A 16,293-nucleotide genomic window follows, 5' to 3' on the forward strand; every position below is an offset into this window, starting at 1 on the left:
CTATCGCTCAGCGGAGGTGTTTCATACTACGGCGGGGTTTGCCGCTATTCGGGGCGTTTGGCCTGAGAGGCCGGCGCGAGGTTGTCCCCCTTCAGCCAGGCGGCGATCACCGTGGCGATCCGCGGGCCCGCCTTGCCGTCCCACAGCACCGGCAGTTCGCCCGCCGGGGTGGCGGCGCCGTCGGCCAGCGCCTTCTCCGCCGCGACCGGCAGCAGCGCGGGCGTGACCAGGCGGTTGGTGCCGTGCGTGATCGTGATCGGCCGCTCGGTGTTGGGCCGGACCGTCAGGCAGGGGACGCCCAGCATGGTCGTCTCCTCCTGTACGCCGCCGGAGTCGGTGACGACGAGCGCGGCGCCGCGTACGAGTGAGAGAAAGTCCACATACCCGAGAGGGTCGATGACCTTGACGGTCTCGCCGTCCACGAGACCGGCCTCGGCCAGCCGCGCCTTGCCGCGCGGGTGCACCGGCACCACGACCGGGACCTGACGCGAGACCTCCAGCACCGCGTCCACGAGCTCCTTGGCGGCCTCGGCGGTGTCGACGTTGGCCGGGCGGTGCAGGGTGGCCACCGCGTACCGGCCGGGCAGGCCGAGCCTGGCCTTGATCGGCGCGGGGTCGAGCTTGGGCAGCGCGGAGAAGAGGCTGTCGATCATCGGGTTGCCCACGAGGTGCACCTTGTGCGCCGGCACGCCCTCGGATGCCAGGTACGACAGCGCCTCAGGCGAGGTCGCGAACAGCACGTCGGCCAGCGCGTCGGTGACGACCCTGTTGACCTCCTCGGGCATGCTGCGGTCGTAGGAGCGCAGCCCCGCCTCCACGTGCGCCGTGGGCACCCCCAGCTTGGCGCAGACGAGGATGGCGGCCAGCGTCGAGTTCACATCGCCGTACACCACGACCAGGTCCGGGTCCTGCTCCTGCACGACCTCTTCGAGACCGACGAGCAGCGCCGCCGTCTGCTTGGCGTGGCTGCCGGATCCGACGCCCAGATTGGCCACCGGCTCGGGCAGCCCGAGGTCGGCGAAGAAGACGTCCGACATGAGCGCGTCGTAGTGCTGACCGGTGTGGATGATGCCCTGCCGCACGTCGAGCTCGCCGAGTGCCCGCACCACCGGGGCCGCTTTCACGAAATTGGGGCGAGCGCCCAATACGTGCAGGACCAGGGGGTTCTCCCTCATTGACCTCGCCTTTCATAGCGGAAGGGAAAAAACGCTGCCTATGGTACGGTCCCACCGTGGCATCCGACGCCAGTCGTCAAGACTCCTCCCGTACGAACGACCGGGTCTCCGCGAAGTCCGCCCGTGCCGGCGTCGGTGGGCTTCTGAGGGGGTTCGTCAACCACCCCGTCATCGTCTCCCGCGTGGTGTGGACGAAGGTCAGGACCGACCCGGTCCGCGTGGCACAGGCCGCGGCCGAGACGCTTCCGCCGAAGCTGCGTCCCGTCGTGGGCAGCGTCGCCTGGCCGGCCGCCCGCAAGGCCCGCCGCATGGTACGCAAGTTCGGCATGCGCGTGGTCAAGGGCCCGTGGAACGAGGCCAAGGAGCACTGGGACGCCGGGCGGGTGAGCGAGGCCGCCGCGGTGCTCGAGGCCCACACCAAGTACCCGTTCGTCAAGCGCAGGGCCGCCTACTACCGCGGCGAGCTGGCCGCGATCAGCCCCGACCCGATCCCGCCGGGCCCGAAGGTGGCCATCCTGGAGCGGGTCCGCAACCGGGTGCTCCACGTCGTCACGAACGCGCTGCCGTACACGCAGGCCGGCTACACCGTGCGCACCCACCGCATCGTCACCGCCCAGAAGGCCGCGGGCATCGACCCGCACGTGGTCACGAGCTGGGGCTGGCCGATGCTGCAGGGCCACGCCGACGCGGCGCCGTACGACGAGATCGACGGCATCCCCTACCACCGGCTGCTGCCCGAGCCGGGCATCGAGATGCCGTTCGAGACGCAGGGCCGCATCATCAGGGGCGCCGACCGGGTCACCAAGCTCGTGACCGAGCTGCGCCCGCAGATCCTGCACGCGGCCACCGACCACCGCAACGGCTCGGTCGCCCACGCCGTGCGCGACCGCACGGGCACGCCGTTCGTGTACGAGGTCCGCGGCTTCCTGGAGGAGACCTGGGCCTCCCGCAACCCGATCAGGGTCGGCAGCCAGCGTCACGTGCTCCAGCGCGAGCGCGAGGCGTTCCTGATGCGCGAGGCCGACGCGGTCGTCACGCTGGCCGAGACCATGGCTCAGGAGATCGTCGAGCGCGGCGTCCCGAGGGAGAAGATCCACCTCGCGCCCAACGCCGTGGACGACTCGCTGCTGACGGCGCAGTACGACGGCGCCTCGTTCCGCAGGGCGTACGGCATCGCCGACAGCGAGATCGTCGTCGGCTCGGTGTCGAGCATCGTGGCCTATGAGGGATTCGCCACACTGCTGCGGGCGGCGGCGCTGCTGCGCGACGAGGGCTCTCCCGTACGCGTGCTGCTCGTCGGCGACGGCACCGAGCGCGAGAACCTGCTCCAGCTGGTCGAGGAGCTGGGGCTGAAGGACGCGATCCTGCCCGGCCGGGTCGGCCCCGACGAGGCGCTGCAGGCCCAGGACGCGATCGACATCTTCGCCTGCCCGCGCGAGGACCTCCGGGTCTGCCGACTTGTTACGCCATTGAAACCCGTCGAGGCGATGGCGCTCGGCAAGCCGGTCGTGCTGAGCGATCTGCCCGCGCTGGCCGAGCTGGTCGGCTCCGACGGTGCCGGGATGCTCGTGCCCGCAGGCGATCCGGAGGCGCTGGCCAAGGCCATCGCCGGGCTGCGCGACGACCCCGCCAAGCGCAGGGAGATGGGCGAGGCGGGCAAGGCCGAGGTCGCGGCCAAGCGCACGTGGAGCCGCGTTGCCGAGACTTATCAAGCTCTATACCGTTCACTTACCGAACGTTGACCGTTCAGATGGCTGTCTCTTGTGACTGGTTCGCTCGCATTAGGCGTGAGCTAGGTGGACTTGAGATAACCTTTGCCACCATGAAGTGTTGTTTCCGGCTCCCAAAGGCACAGCTGTGACAGAAATCGACTTGGCTGTCATCGGTCTGGGCTACGTCGGCATGCCTCTCGCCAAGGAGGCGGTGAGCGCCGGCCTCCGGGTCGTCGGCCTCGACGTGGACCCGGCGAAGGTCGACTCGCTCAACGCCGGGCGGTCGTACATCGATGACCTGACCGACGCCGACCTCGAGCACATGCTGGCCAACGGGTTCAGCGCCACGCTCGATGAGACCGTGCTGGCCAGAAGCAACACGATCGTCATCTGCGTGCCCACCCCGCTGGACGAGGACCATCGACCCGACCTGTCCGCCGTGGAGGGCGCGACCAAGGCCGTCGCCCGCAACCTCACCAAGGGCACGCTCGTCGTGCTCGAGTCCACCACCTGGCCGGGCACCACCGACGAGGTCGCAAGACCGCTGCTCGAAGCGTCCGGGCTCGTCGCGGGCGAGGACTTCCACCTCGCCTTCTCGCCCGAGCGCATCGACCCGGGCAACCCCAAGTTCGGCCTGCGCAACACGCCCAAGGTGGTCGGCGGCTACACCCCGACCTGCCGTGACCGGGCCATGGCGTTCTACGGGCGGTTCGTCGAGCGGGTCGTGCCGGTCAGCGGCACCCGCGAGGCCGAGATGGCCAAGCTGCTCGAGAACACCTACCGGCACGTCAACATCGCGCTCGTCAACGAGATGGCGATCTTCTGCGACGAGCTGGGCATCGACCTGTGGGAGGCCATCGAGGCCGCCTCCACCAAGCCGTTCGGCTTCCACAAGTTCCTGCCGGGGCCCGGCGTCGGCGGTCACTGCATCCCCGTCGACCCGTCGTACCTGTCGTACACGGTGCGCAAGCTCGGCTACCCGTTCCGGTTCGTCGAGCTGGCGCAGGAGATCAACGAGCGGATGCCGTCGTACGTGGTCGCCCGCGCGCAGCGCCTGCTCAACCGGCACAAGAAGGCCGTCAACGGCTCCAAGGTCGTGCTGCTCGGCGTCACGTACAAGCCGGACATCGCCGACGAACGCGAGACCCCGGCGCTGCCGGTGGCGCGGGCGCTCCTGGAGCTGGGCGCCGAGCTGTCGTTCGCGGACCCCTATGTGAAGGAGTGGTCGGTCGACGGCACCCCGGTCAAGCGTGAGGAGGATCTGGCGGAGGCCGTGACGAACGCGGACGTGACGCTGCTGCTGCAGCAGCATTCCGCGTTCGATCTCGACATGGTCGAGGCGAAGGCCAAGCTCGTGCTGGATACCCGCGGCGTGCTCGCCGAGGGTGAACGCGTCGAGCGGCTGTAGCGACGGAGGGCTGCGCGCAGTGCACGTGCTCGTCATGACGGTGGTGCATAACCCCGAGGACGCGAGGATCCTGCATCGGCAGATCCGCGCTCTCGTGGACGCCGGTCATGAGGTCACGTACGCCGCCTCCTACACCGCGCACGGCGTCGTCCCCAGGCCCTGGGTCAACGGCGTCGACCTGCCGCGGGCGGCCCAGCGCAAGCGCATCGCCGCCGTGCTCGCGGCGCGGCGGCTGTTCAAGCGCATGCGCGACAAGGTCGACCTCGTGCTCATCCACGACCCCGAGCTGCTGTTCGCCGTGTGGGGCGTGCGCAACAGGCCGCCGGTGGTGTGGGACGTCCACGAGGACACCCCCGCCACGCTCTCGCTCAAGCCGTGGCTGCCCGCGATGCTGCGCCCGCCCGTACGCTTCCTCGCCCGCCTGCTCGAGGGCACCGCCGAGCGGCACCTGCACCTGCTGCTCGCCGAGACGGCGTACGCGGGCCGGTTCAAGCACGCCCACCTCATCGTGCCCAACGAGACGTGGGTGCCCGACACGGTGACGCCGCCCGGCGACGACCGGGTGGTCTACCTCGGGTGGCTGTCGCGGGCGCGCGGCGTGTGCGAGGCGGTCGAGGTGGCCAAGCTGCTCCAGCCGTACCAGGTGGCGGTCGAGCTCATCGGGTACGCCGACCCGCAGAGCCGCCCGATACTCAACAAGGCCGTCACCGAGGGCCTGCTGGAGTGGCGCGACTTCATGCCCAACGACGAGGCGCTCAAGCGGCTCGACGGCGCGCTCGCCGGCCTGTCGCTGCTGCACGACGAGCCCAACTACCGGCACTCGATGCCGACGAAGATCGTCGAGTACATGGCGCACGGCATCCCGGTCATCACCACGCCGTCGCCGCGCGCGGTCGAGCTGGTCGAGCGCTACGACAGCGGCGTCGTGGTGCCGTGGGAGGACCCGAAGGCGGTCGCGCAGGCGGTGCTGACGCTGCGCGACGACGAGGAGGAGCGGCGGCGGCAGGGCGCACGCGGTTATGCGGCGGCCCGCGCCAACCACCACTGGCCCAACTCCGCCAAGCGGTTCGTGGCGCAGCTGGAGGCCTGGGCCGGGGTCAAGCCGTAACCAACGAGGGGCGGGTAGGTTCCTGAACGTGCGCTGGCTCTTACTGGTCGCGGGCGCAGCCATTCTCGCGGTGATCGCCGCGGTGGTGATCGTGCTGCCGTTCGGCGACTCCGAGCCGACGGCCGCGAGGTCCCCGGTGGCCAAGCCGTCGAGCACGCTCCCGACGCCGAAGGTGAGCGAGTTCACCGACCCCTGTGGAACGTTCGACACCGGCGAGATCGCCCCGTACGCGGTGACCGGCTACTGGATCACCCCCAAGTCGAACCCCTGCACCTGGCGCAAGCAGCTCCAGGAGATCCACCGCGTCGGCGGCGACACGATCATCAGAATCGGCTACGGCCTGCAGTTCCGTACGGTCACCGCCTCCGGCCAGGTGCGCACCAAGGACGGCGAGATCGACTCGCTGTACAAGGCGTGCGTCGAGGACGGCATGAGCTGCCACGACGCGGCCGAGCGCGACCTGAAGCGGGCCAACCCCAAGAACCGCATCGGCCGCGTGTACGTCTACAGGACCGACGAGGCGTTCGGCTCCGGCCTGTACCGCTGCCCGGAGATGGAGCACTCCATCGAGGCGGGCAAGCGCATCTACTACCGCCTCATCACCCAGGCCGACGGCTCCGACGACGCCACCTGCGACTTCAGCAGCAAGGCGCAGGCGTACGACATGATCCTGGTGGCCGGCTCGCCGTCCGACAGCCTGAGCGAGCTGCTCAACCTCGGAGATCAGTTCGGCATGCGGATCTTCCCCGCGCTGCCGCTGGCCCCGCGCGACCACAAGACGCCGATCAGGGCGGAGAAGCGCCACCTCGGCACGCTCACCACCCTGACCAGGCGCATCCTGCAGGACTACGGCCAGCGCTTCGCCGACCGCGAGTCGCTCGGCGGCGTCTACCAGCCGTTCGAGGTGCAGATGTCGGCGACGCTCGCCGACAACCCGACGCTTGAGGTCTACGCCGACCAGCACCGCATCGTGCAGCAGGAACTGCCGGGCAAGCCGATCCTCATCAGCCCCTACATGGACGCGCGCAAGCGGGTGGCGTTCGGGCAGACGCCGCAGCAGGTGGCCGAGGGCTTCAAGGCGCTCGCGCGCACCGGTGTCGGCATCATCGCGCCGCAGGACAGCCGCGGCACCGGCAAGGTCGGGCTGTTCTGGCCGGACGAGCGCGACACCGAGGTGGACGAGCGGCTGCGGCCGGTGGTGGGGGAGTCGACGTACGGGACCGCCTACCACGGCTCCACCCGCGACTACTACCGCGCGATGTCCGAGGCGCGCGACCAGATGATCGACGAGGGCCACCACGTGCAGCTCTGGGCCAACGTCGAGGTCTTCGAGCCGTCCGGCGACAAGCCGTGCGCGCCCACCGGCACCCGCGGCAAGACCGACAAGGAGCGCCTCGACCAGGCGGTCGCGATGGCCGGCCGGTACGTCCAGAAGATCGTCTCCTACATGTGGAGCGACTTCATGACGTGCGGCAAGCCGTCCATCGAAGAGGAGATCATCAAGGACTGGCAGCGCCCGATCGCCGTGGACGCCATCAGACGGCCCCGCGAGGCCGACGACGGCGTGGAGGTCCGCGGCTACAACCTCGACCTCGGCACCGTCACCATCCAGTGGTCCGGCGGCACCGAGGAACGGGACATCGCGAGCACCGGCTACCTCGACCGCGACCCGATCGAGGAGGAGCTGCCCGAGGGCATGGCGGCGGCATGGGTGCCGTTCGACTGGACGCAGGTGCCGCCGGGCGAATGGGTGCGCATCGGGGTCAGGCTGCCGTCGGGCCAGGCCACGACCGAGGAGCTGCACGTCCGCATCGCGGCACCGGCATGACGTAAAGGATGACGTGCGGCATGACGTACGGTTCGCTGCGTTCGTACGACTGCGTGTAACGTGCCGGGCATGGTCCCGCGCATCCCGGTCAGTGTCGACCTGGTCGTGCTCACCGTGCGCAACCAGGCATTGAGCGCTCTCGTGTGGCGCCGCGACAACCCGCCGTTCCTGCGCCGCTGGTCGCTGCCCGGCGGCTTCATCCAGCTCGACGAGGACCTGCCGGCCGCCGCCCACCGCATCCTGTCCGAGCGTGCCGGGCTGCCCGGCGCGCCCGTGCATTTGGAGCAGCTCCAGACCTACGGCTACCCCGACCGCGACCCGCGCCAGCGCGTGCTCAGCGTCGCCTACCTCGGCCTCGCCCCCGACCTGCCGGCCTCGGAGAAGGCCCACATGAGCTGGCAGCCGGTCGATTCGCTGACCGTGATGGCCTTCGACCACCGGCGCATCATGCTCGACGGCGTCGAACGCGCGCGCGGCAAGCTCGAATACACCTCGCTGGGCGCGGCGTTCTGCCCGCCCGAGTTCACCGTGGCCGACCTGCGGCGGGTCTACGAGATCGTCTGGGGCCGCACGCTCGACCCGCGCAACTTCCACCGCAAGGTCACCAAGGCCGAGGGCTTCCTCGTCGAGACCGGCGGCACCACCGCCCGCGACGGCGGGCGGCCCGCCAAGCTCTACCGCCGCGGCCCCGCCGAGCTGCTCCACCCGCCCATGCTCCGCAGCCTCAAAGAATGAGCCTCGAAGATCGAAGGGCAACCGGGTGATGTCCCACCCGGCCGTTCCTCTTAAGGTGATGCCATGCCTCGTTTCCGCCAGATTCTGGACACCATGGCCCCCTACACCCCGGGCAAGGCGGTCGTCGCGCCCGACGGGCGGTCGTACAAGCTGTCGTCCAACGAGTCCCCGTACGAGCCGCTGCCCTCCGTGGCAGAGGCCATCGCCGAGGGCGCGAGGACCATCCACCGCTACCCCGACGCCGGCGCGGTCAAGCTGACCGAGGCCATCGCGGAGCGGTTCTCCGTGCCGGCCGAGCACATCGCGCTGGGCGCCGGGTCCGTGACCGTGGCGCAGCAGCTCTTCGAGGCGGTGAGCGAGCCGGGCGCCGAGGTGGTCTACGCCTGGCGGTCGTTCGAGGCGTACCCGCTGCTCGCCGACCTGGCGGGGGCGACGTCCGTACGGGTGCCGCTGGCGGGCGAGGACCACGACCTCGACGCCATGGCGGAGGCGATCACCGACAGGACCCGCATGGTGTTCGTGTGCAACCCGAACAACCCGACCAGCACCGCCATCCGCAGGGCCGAGCTGGAGTCGTTCCTCGACCGGGTGCCGCAGGACGTGCTGGTCGTGCTCGACGAGGCCTACCGCGAGTACGTGCGCGACGAGGACGTGCCCGACGGCCTGACCCTCTACCGCGACCGGCCCAACGTGGCCGTGCTGCGCACCTTCTCCAAGGCGTACGGCCTGGCCGGGCTGCGCGTCGGCTACATGATCGCGCACGAGCCGGTGGCCACGGCCGTCCGCAAGACGATGATGCCGTTCGCGGTCAACCACCTCGCCCAGGTCGCCGCCATCGCCTCGCTGGCCGCCGAGGACGAGCTGCTCGACCGGGTCGAGCAGGTGGTCAAGGAGCGCACCCGCGTCCGCGAGGCGCTGATCGGTCAGGGCTGGACGGTGCCGCCGAGCGAGGCCAACTTCGTCTGGCTGCGGCTCGGTGATCGTACCCAGGACTTCGCCGCCGCCTGCGCCGCGGAGGGCGTGGCGGTGCGGCCGTTCCACCCCGAAGGCGTGCGGGTGTCGATCGGCTCGCCCGAGGCCAACGACGCCTTCCTCGCCGTCGCCGCGCGCTTCCCCCGCTGATCAGGCCTGCTGCGGGGCCGTATCGACCTCGCCGGCCTGGGCGGGTGCCGGTGTCCTCTTCGCGCGTCGCTCTGTCGAGACCACCAGGGCGACGCCGATGAGGATCACCACGCCGCCGAGCACGATCTGCGCCGTCACGTGCTCGTTCACGACGAGCACGCCCAGGACGACGGCGACGGCCGGGTTGACGTAGGCGTACGTGGAGACCAGCGAGATCGGCGCGTTGCCGAGCAGCCACGTGTACGCGGTGAAGCCGACCAGCGAGCCCACCAGCACCAGGTAGGCGAGCGCCGCCCACGACCGCCCGGAGACCGCGGCCAGATCGACGTGCTCGCCGATCGAGGTGCTGACGATCGCCAGCCCGGCGCCGCCGGCCAGCATCTCGACCGCGCTGGCCGTCCACACGTTGGGCGGCATCGGGATGCGGCTGGAGATGAACGAGCCGATCGACCACGACAGCGAGGCCAGCAGGATCACCACGATCCCGGTCGTACCGGCCTCCTCGCCGCCGCCGTTGAGCGACAGCGCGGCCACACCCCCGAAGCCGACGAGCACACCCGCCACCGTCAGCAGCGCGGGCCTGTCGCGCGCGATGATCCGGAACACGACCAGCCACAGCGGCACGCTGGCCACGAGCAGCGCGGCCAGCCCGCTGGAGATGTGCTGCTCGGCCACGGCCACCATGCCGTTGCCGCCGGTCAGCAGCAGCAGGCCGACCAGCGCGGCGCCGCCGAACTGGCGCGGCGTCATCGTGAACGCGGCCGTGCCCTTCTTGATGAGCAGGAACCCCGCCAGCAGGAGTGAGGCGGTGACAAAGCGCGTGGCGCCGTGCAGCAGCGGCGGCAGCGTCTCGATCGCGATTCTGATGCCGAGGTACGTCGAGCCCCACACGACGTAAACGATCGCCAGCGCGCCCCAGATGAGGAGCGGGGATCGGCTGACAGGAGCGTTTGCACTCATGGCTCATGACTGTACAGCCCGGGTACGACAGATCACCTGCGAATATCAGCCCTTGAACCCCCAAGGCCGACCCATCGGGCACTCAGGTCATTTCTGACGTCCGCGCGGCCATCCGCACACGCCCGCGCACCTCCCGTTCGTGCGCCCCGCACGGCCTGCGCAGCTCCCGTTCGTGCGCCTCGCGCGGCCTGCGCAGCTCCCGTTCGTGCGCCCCGCGCGGGCCTGCCCGCACTGGCCGCGTGCCCCACCCGCCCCGCCGCACGCGTGGGCCGTGTCCGGGCGCGCGGCGGTCACTCGACGGGACGTAACCGGGTGGGTCGGCGGGAGCGCTTACAGGGCCGGTTCTGGGCGCCGTTCAGGATGGCCGAATCCCGAGAGCCACCCCTACGGCGGCGGGCGCTCACAGCGCCGTACAGGCCCGCACAGCCCCTATTCCGCCGCCCACCCCGGCCGTCATTTCCTCAACAAACCCGAAAAAGCCCCAGAAAAGGCGCAAAAGGGTACGAAAACGTACGTTGCGCAGGCGGAGCGTCACACCGGATCGTCGACGATGGTGAGGATTTGGTGCCCCCGTCCGAATCCCGTCGATCGGGGGCGTGGGAGAACATACCCGCATCTCCACGGGTCAACCAATCCGTTCACAAAAGTGCGCCCGCAATGTTCCTGAAGCCGACACGCTCCGGTCAACGTCCGGACCAAGAAAGAGGCCGGCACGCTCCAGTCAAGGTCCGGACCAAGAAGAAGGCCGGCCCGCGCAGAGCGGACCGGCCTCGTCGTCCCGGCTCAGCGGGGTCCGAGCTTCTCCACGATCAGCCGGTAGAGCTGCCGTGGACGCCCAGGCTGCGGCGTGCGGTTCGGCGGAAGCGGCCACGCGAGTCCCTCGTCAACCAACGTGCGCAGCAACCGCCGTGCCGTACGCGGCGTCACCCCGAGCATCTTGCCCGCCCCTTCGGCGTCGACCACCGTGTCGCCGCCTTCGAGCTTGGCCGCCAGCCGGGCCAGTACCTCCACTCCTTTCGGTTTCAATGCGGTGGCCCCGGTCGGCGGCATCCGCGGAGCCGGGATCAGCGCCCGCCCCTCGCGGTCCACCGCGAAGCCCTGTGCCTGCTTGCCCGCCTGCGTGCGCGCCAGCGCGGCGCGGGCGTGCGACTCGGCGTCGTGCGTCGTGCGGCCCATGCCCACGCCGACCTCGACCGCCAGCCCCAGCTCGTCCCTGATCCTGGCGGCGAAAGGCAACACCCTGAACCCGTCCGTGGCCGCCGCGATCGAGCCTCTGGTGGCGGTCACCAGGTAGCTGTGATCGTCGATGGGCCAGACGGTGGCGTTGATGCGGTTCGCCTCCTGGACCAGCAGCCGGTGCAGCGACAGCCGCAGCTCGTCGCGCCAGTAGCGGGGCGCCGCACGCCGCACGGGCTCGCGCAGCGTCGGCACCTCCACCAGCACGACGGTGAGCTGCGACTCCTCCAGGCGGTGGTGCGCTCCGAGCAGCGCCGCGGTGTGCAGCGCCGTACGGACCGCCGCCGAGGTCGGCTTGATCCTGATGACGGGCACGCCCGCCGTCTGCAGGCGTTCGGCCACCGCGGGCAGGCACGTGAGCGCGCCCGTGGTGGCCCCCTGCCGGGCGAGGCGTTCGTGGTAGGCCGCGATGGTGCCGGTGGCGCCCGGCTCGTCGCGGCTGTGCACGTCCGTCGCGGGGATGCCGAGGTCGGTGTACGCCTCCTCGACGTCGGCCCTGGTGACCACGTCGATGCTGACCCGTTTCGGGTCGATGCGGGTGTCGAGCGCCGCCTTGGCGAGCGCCGCCACCAGTGCCGCTCCGCCGAGCTGCACGTACGTCGCGGGCATCGTCAGCACGCCTGAACGCCGGGCCAGGTCGTAGGGGACCGGGCTGGCGAACAGGCACGCGTCGACACCGGGACCGAGCCGCGTCACCTTGTCGGGCGCCTCCTGCTCGTCGCGGTAGGCCGCGGCGACCAGGCGACACGGCAGCGGCGCCGCGGCGTGACCCATCAGCATGACTCGCTCGACCAGGTCGTGGGGTCCGACCACGCCGATGGTGAGGTCCGGTGTCATAGCGCCCGGGCGTGACACTCGGGGAGTTTCTTCGGCCCTCTCGACCAATGTTCGTCCCATCCTGCCGTCCGTTGCAGTGCTCTCTTTTGGAACGATCGCTCGCGGGGGCCGTAATGTCACGCCCGACTTTTCCGGAAAGCCGTTCTGCTGGACCGTCCGACTACGTGTTTTGGCAGCTCAACGCCACTTTTCTGGCGTTTTTAGCGCTCAGAAATCTCTCGTGTAATGTCCGCTCCGAGAGCACGCATTCGCGCCGCGAGATGTGCGTGGCCGCGGTCGATCAGGTAACCGGAGTCGATCACCGTCTCGCCCTCGGCGGCCAGCCCGGCCAGCACGAGCGCGATGCCCGATCGCAGATCGTGAGCGGTCACGTGCGTTCCGGTGAGCGGCGTACGGCCACGGACGATGGCCCTGCTGCCCTCCACCTCGACGTTGGCGCCCATCTTGTTGAGCTCGCCGGCCAGCGCGAAGCGGCCGTCGAAGATGCGCTCGTGGATGTAGCTGGTGCCGTCGGCGAGCGCCGCGACGGTCATCATCGGCGACTGCAGGTCGGTGGCGAAGCCCGGGTAGGTGTCGGTGATGATGTTGATCGGGCGCAGCGGGCCGTCGCAGCGTACGTGCAGGACGGCGCCCTGCCGGTGGAACTCGACGCCCATCTGCTCCAGCTTGTAGCGCACGACGCCGAGGTCGAGGCCGGTGCCGACGAGGCTCAGCTCGCCCTGGGTGATCGCCGCCGCCATGGCGAAGACGCCGGCGTCGAGGCGGTCGGGCATGACGGTGTGCTCGACGGCGTGCAGCTCGTCGACGCCCTCGACGGTGATGAAGCCCGTGCCGCCGCCGCTGATGCGCGCGCCCATCTTGCCGAGCATGTCGATGACGTCGAGCACCTCGGGCTCAAGGGCGGCGTTCTCGATCACCGTGGTGCCCTTGGCTAGGCAGGCGGCCATGATGAGGTTCTCGGTGCCGGTGTGGGACGGGGTGTCGAGGTAGAGGGTGGCGCCGGTCAGGCCGGCCGCCTTGACGTGGATGACGGTCTCGCCCTCGTCGACGACCGCGCCCAGGCGCTTGTAGCCGAGGTAGTGGAAGTCGAGGTTGCGGCTGCCGAGGTTGCAGCCGCCGACGCCCTCCACGACGGCTTCGCCGAGGCGGTGCAGCAGTGCGGGGGTGAACAGCACCGACCCGCGGAAGCGCCGGGCGATCTCGGCGGGCAGGACGGGGCTGCTGACCTTGGAGGCGTCGATGACCAGCGTGCGCTCGGCTTCGTGCAGTTCGACGTACGCGCCGACCGCTTCGGCCAGCTCGACCGCGCGGCGCACGTCCTCGATGATCGGCACGTTGCGCAGGACGGTGCGGCCCTTGGCGGCGAGCAGGGCCGCACCGATCATGGGAAGCACGGCGTTCTTCGCGCCCTGGATGAACGCGGTTCCACGCAGTGCGTTGCCACCGCGCACGCGGTAACGGACCATTTCGTGCGGCTCCTTGATTTCCGGTGAGGCTCGGACGGGCCAACAGTAGTCGCTCACACCACTTGGCCCAGCCGAATCATCCGCTAAAGGGAGCCCCCGTGATGCGCTCATACGCTTCTAGGTATCGCTGCCGGGTGCGCTCGACGATGTGGTCCGGAAGGCGCGGTGGGGGGTTTCCGGTGGATTTGTCCCATCCGGATTCGGGCGATAGCAGCCAATCGCGTACAAATTGCTTGTCAAAAGAAGTCTGACTGCGGCCGGGCTGCCACTCGTCTGCAGGCCAGAACCGCGACGAGTCGGGAGTGAGCACCTCGTCGCCCAGCGTGAGCACGCCGTCGGAGTCCCAGCCCAGCTCGATCTTCGTGTCGGCCACGATGATGCCGCGCTCGGCCGCGATCTCCGCGCCGCGCTCGTAGACGGCCAGCGTGATCCGGCGCAGCTCCTCGGCGGTCTCCGCGCCGACCTCCGCCACGACCCGCTCGTACGAGATCGGCTCGTCGTGCTGACCCTGCGGCGCCTTGGTCGACGGCGTGAAGATGGGCTCGGGCAGCCTGGAGCCGTCCTCCAGCCCCGGCGGCAGCGGCACTCCCGACACCGTGCCCGTGGCGCGGTATTCGCTCAGCCCGCCACCCGTCAGATAGCCCCTGGCCACGCACTCGACCGCGACCATCTTCAGCGGCCTGCACACCACGCTGCGGGCGTCGTCGCCACGCTTGACGACGTGGTTGGGCACGACGTCCTTGAGCTGGTCGAACCACCACAGCGAGAGCTGGGTGAGGATGGCCCCCTTGTCGGGGATGTCGGGCTCAAGGATGTGATCGAAGGCCGAGATCCGGTCGGATGCGACCATCACCAGCAGGCCGTCGTCCGTCTCGTAGAGATCGCGGACCTTGCCAGAGTGCACATGCTTCACGGGTCAAGTCTGCCACCGGCCGCCCGCCCCGGCGGGCGAGGGGGCACGTCCGGCGGGCCCGGCGGGCGAAGGGCCATGCGGCCCCTCGCCCGCGGCGTCACATCACTTCACGGTCGCGAAGTTCATGCGGTGGTCACTTCACGGTGGCGATGTCCGTACGGTGGTGCGAGCCGCGCATCTCGATGCGGCCGACCAGCTCGTACGCCGCCCGCCGCGCGCTCTCCTGGTCGGGCCCGTGGCCGATGACGTTGAGCACCCGGCCGCCGGCCGAGACGATCTCGCCGTCCTTCCACGCCGTACCGGCGTGCAGCACGTACGCGTTGTCGGTGGACTGCAGGCCGCGGATCACGTCGCCCTTCACCGGCGAGTCGGGGTAGCCCTCGGACGCCACCACCACGCACACCGCCGAGCCGGCCTTGAAGACCGGGTCGAGCCCCAGCTCACCGGTGGCGCAGGCCATGAGCAGCCCGCCGAGCGGCGTCTCCAGCCGGTCGAGCAGCACCTGGGTCTCGGGGTCGCCGAAGCGGGCGTTGAACTCCACCACTTTCGGGCCCTTCGAGGTGAGTGCCAGCCCGACGTACAGCACGCCCTGGTACGGCAGCCCGCGCCGGGTCAGCTCGCCGATCGTCGGATGCACGATCTCCCGCATGACCTGCTCGGTCAGCCCGTCGGGTGCCCACGGCAGCGGCGTGTACGAGCCCATGCCGCCGGTGTTGGGGCCCTGGTCGCGGTCGTAGGCGCGCTTGAAGTCCTGGGCGAGCTGCAGCGGCACCGCCGTGCTGCCGTCGCACAGCGCGAACAGCGACACCTCGGGCCCGTCGAGGTACTCCTCGATCACCACCCGCTCGCAGGCCCGCGCGTGGGCGAGCGCCTTGTCGCGGTCCTCGGTCACGACGACGCCCTTGCCCGCCGCGAGCCCGTCGTCCTTGACGACGTACGGGGCGCCGAACTCGTCGAGCGCCGCCGCCGCCTCGGCCTCGGTCGTGCAGGTGCGCGAGCGCGCGGTCGGCACGTCGGCGGCCGTCATGATCTCCTTGGCGAACGACTTGGAGCCCTCGATCATGGCCGCGTCGCGCGAGGGACCGAAGCAGGCGAAGCCCGCCTCGCGTACGGCGTCGCTCACCCCGGCCACGAGCGGCGCCTCCGGCCCGATCACCACCAGATCGACCCGCAGTCTGGTCGCCAGCCCCGCCACCTGCTCGGGGTCGAGCGGATCGACGGGATGGACGGTGGCGACCTCCTCGATGCCAGGATTGCCTGGCGCACAGTGAAGCTCGCTGACCTGCGGATCGAGCTTGAGTGAACGGCACAGGGCGTGCTCACGCCCTCCGGAACCAATGACTAGAACGCGCACGCGCCCCATTCTCGCAGGCCCACCACCACCCACGAGTCCCCCGCCCACCCGCCGAGACGCGGCTCTTCGGCGGGGCGGGGTGCGTCCTTCGGTGGGGTCGGGGCTGCTGATCTTCGCTTCGGAGGGGTGTTGCCCCGGCTTCGCCGGGTCTGTCCCGCCGGCGGTGTGTCCGGCGGACTTCGCCGTGGTCGGGTGGGGCCGTCCGGCTGACCCTGCGCTCCGGCGCTCCCGCCGTACTTCGGTGCTGTCCTTCGGGAAGAGGAGGAGGTGGCAGCCGCTGCGTCGGGCCGTCCACGGCCGGGCGCTCGCGGTGGTCGGCGAGGGCCGTTTCGCCGACCCGCCGTCGCGACGCTCCCGCCGTATTTCGGTGCTGTCCTTCGGGAGACGGGGGCGGCAGGGGGGAGCCGTGCGGCTCGGTCGCTTCGGTGCTGCCCGGTGT

Annotated in this window: 12 protein-coding genes; 6 read left to right on the top strand and 6 right to left on the bottom strand. The window is 70.3% G+C overall.

What is annotated here, in order from left to right:
• Positions 1-44: 44 nt before the first annotated feature.
• Positions 45-1,175, bottom strand: a complete 1,131-nt coding sequence (wecB, locus tag AB0K67_RS19950; RefSeq protein WP_364061858.1) for a UDP-N-acetylglucosamine 2-epimerase (non-hydrolyzing) — start codon at positions 1,173-1,175, stop codon at positions 45-47.
• A gap of 56 nt (positions 1,176-1,231) precedes the next feature.
• Here wecB and AB0K67_RS19955 point away from each other — a divergent pair, with 56 nt between their 5' ends.
• The 6 genes from AB0K67_RS19955 to hisC all read left to right on the top strand — a co-directional run bounded on the left by AB0K67_RS19955 (position 1,232) and on the right by hisC (position 9,088).
• Complete coding sequence (locus AB0K67_RS19955; protein ID WP_364061861.1) at positions 1,232-2,917, top strand: glycosyltransferase family 4 protein; 1,686 nt, start codon at positions 1,232-1,234, stop codon at positions 2,915-2,917.
• Positions 2,918-3,047: 130 nt separating this feature from the next.
• On the top strand, positions 3,048-4,295 hold the full coding sequence (locus tag AB0K67_RS19960; RefSeq protein WP_364061864.1) for a nucleotide sugar dehydrogenase: 1,248 nt from the start codon (positions 3,048-3,050) through the stop codon (positions 4,293-4,295).
• A gap of 19 nt (positions 4,296-4,314) precedes the next feature.
• A complete protein-coding gene (locus tag AB0K67_RS19965) occupies positions 4,315-5,403 on the top strand; it encodes a glycosyltransferase (protein ID WP_364061866.1) in 1,089 nt (362 codons plus the stop codon).
• A gap of 28 nt (positions 5,404-5,431) precedes the next feature.
• Positions 5,432-7,231 (top strand): DUF4434 domain-containing protein, encoded by a 1,800-nt coding sequence (locus AB0K67_RS19970; RefSeq protein WP_364061869.1) that lies wholly within the window; start codon positions 5,432-5,434, stop codon positions 7,229-7,231.
• A 69-nt stretch (positions 7,232-7,300) separates the two neighbouring features.
• Positions 7,301-7,966 carry an NUDIX domain-containing protein gene (locus tag AB0K67_RS19975; RefSeq protein ID WP_364061872.1) on the top strand — a complete coding sequence of 222 codons (666 nt, stop codon included), beginning with the start codon at positions 7,301-7,303 and terminating at the stop codon, positions 7,964-7,966.
• 63 nt (positions 7,967-8,029) lie between these two features.
• A complete protein-coding gene (gene hisC / locus AB0K67_RS19980; RefSeq protein ID WP_364061875.1) occupies positions 8,030-9,088 on the top strand; it encodes a histidinol-phosphate transaminase in 1,059 nt (352 codons plus the stop codon).
• Here the strand turns inward: hisC and AB0K67_RS19985 are convergent, their stop codons facing one another.
• The 5 genes from AB0K67_RS19985 to purD form a co-directional block, all read right to left on the bottom strand.
• Complete coding sequence (locus AB0K67_RS19985) at positions 9,089-10,048, bottom strand: EamA family transporter (RefSeq protein WP_364061878.1); 960 nt, start codon at positions 10,046-10,048, stop codon at positions 9,089-9,091. It lies immediately after the preceding gene.
• Positions 10,049-10,831: 783 nt separating this feature from the next.
• Positions 10,832-12,121, bottom strand: a complete 1,290-nt coding sequence (locus tag AB0K67_RS19990; RefSeq protein WP_364061881.1) for a GTP cyclohydrolase IIa — start codon at positions 12,119-12,121, stop codon at positions 10,832-10,834.
• Between the two features lie 200 nt (positions 12,122-12,321).
• Positions 12,322-13,587 carry a UDP-N-acetylglucosamine 1-carboxyvinyltransferase gene (murA, locus tag AB0K67_RS19995; protein WP_364061884.1) on the bottom strand — a complete coding sequence of 422 codons (1,266 nt, stop codon included), beginning with the start codon at positions 13,585-13,587 and terminating at the stop codon, positions 12,322-12,324.
• A 76-nt stretch (positions 13,588-13,663) separates the two neighbouring features.
• A complete protein-coding gene (locus tag AB0K67_RS20000; protein ID WP_364061887.1) occupies positions 13,664-14,500 on the bottom strand; it encodes a phosphoribosylaminoimidazolesuccinocarboxamide synthase in 837 nt (278 codons plus the stop codon).
• A 133-nt stretch (positions 14,501-14,633) separates the two neighbouring features.
• Entirely contained in the window at positions 14,634-15,854 is a 1,221-nt protein-coding gene (gene purD / locus AB0K67_RS20005) for a phosphoribosylamine--glycine ligase (protein WP_364061890.1), read from the bottom strand.
• Between the last annotated feature and the right edge of the window lie 439 nt (positions 15,855-16,293).

This window comes from Nonomuraea sp. NPDC052634, from assembly GCF_040678535.1.
GTDB classification, from domain to species: Bacteria; Actinomycetota; Actinomycetes; order Streptosporangiales; family Streptosporangiaceae; genus Nonomuraea; species Nonomuraea fastidiosa.

Coding starts and splice junctions, on each gene's coding strand:
- murA (WP_364061884.1), bottom strand. CDS start 13,587: ATGGTCCGTTACCGCGTGCGCGGTGGCAACGCACTGCGTGGAACCGCG.
- wecB (WP_364061858.1), bottom strand. CDS start 1,175: ATGAGGGAGAACCCCCTGGTCCTGCACGTATTGGGCGCTCGCCCCAAT.
- AB0K67_RS19990 (WP_364061881.1), bottom strand. CDS start 12,121: ATGACACCGGACCTCACCATCGGCGTGGTCGGACCCCACGACCTGGTC.
- hisC (WP_364061875.1), top strand. CDS start 8,030: ATGCCTCGTTTCCGCCAGATTCTGGACACCATGGCCCCCTACACCCCG.
- AB0K67_RS19985 (WP_364061878.1), bottom strand. CDS start 10,048: ATGAGTGCAAACGCTCCTGTCAGCCGATCCCCGCTCCTCATCTGGGGC.
- AB0K67_RS19975 (WP_364061872.1), top strand. CDS start 7,301: ATGGTCCCGCGCATCCCGGTCAGTGTCGACCTGGTCGTGCTCACCGTG.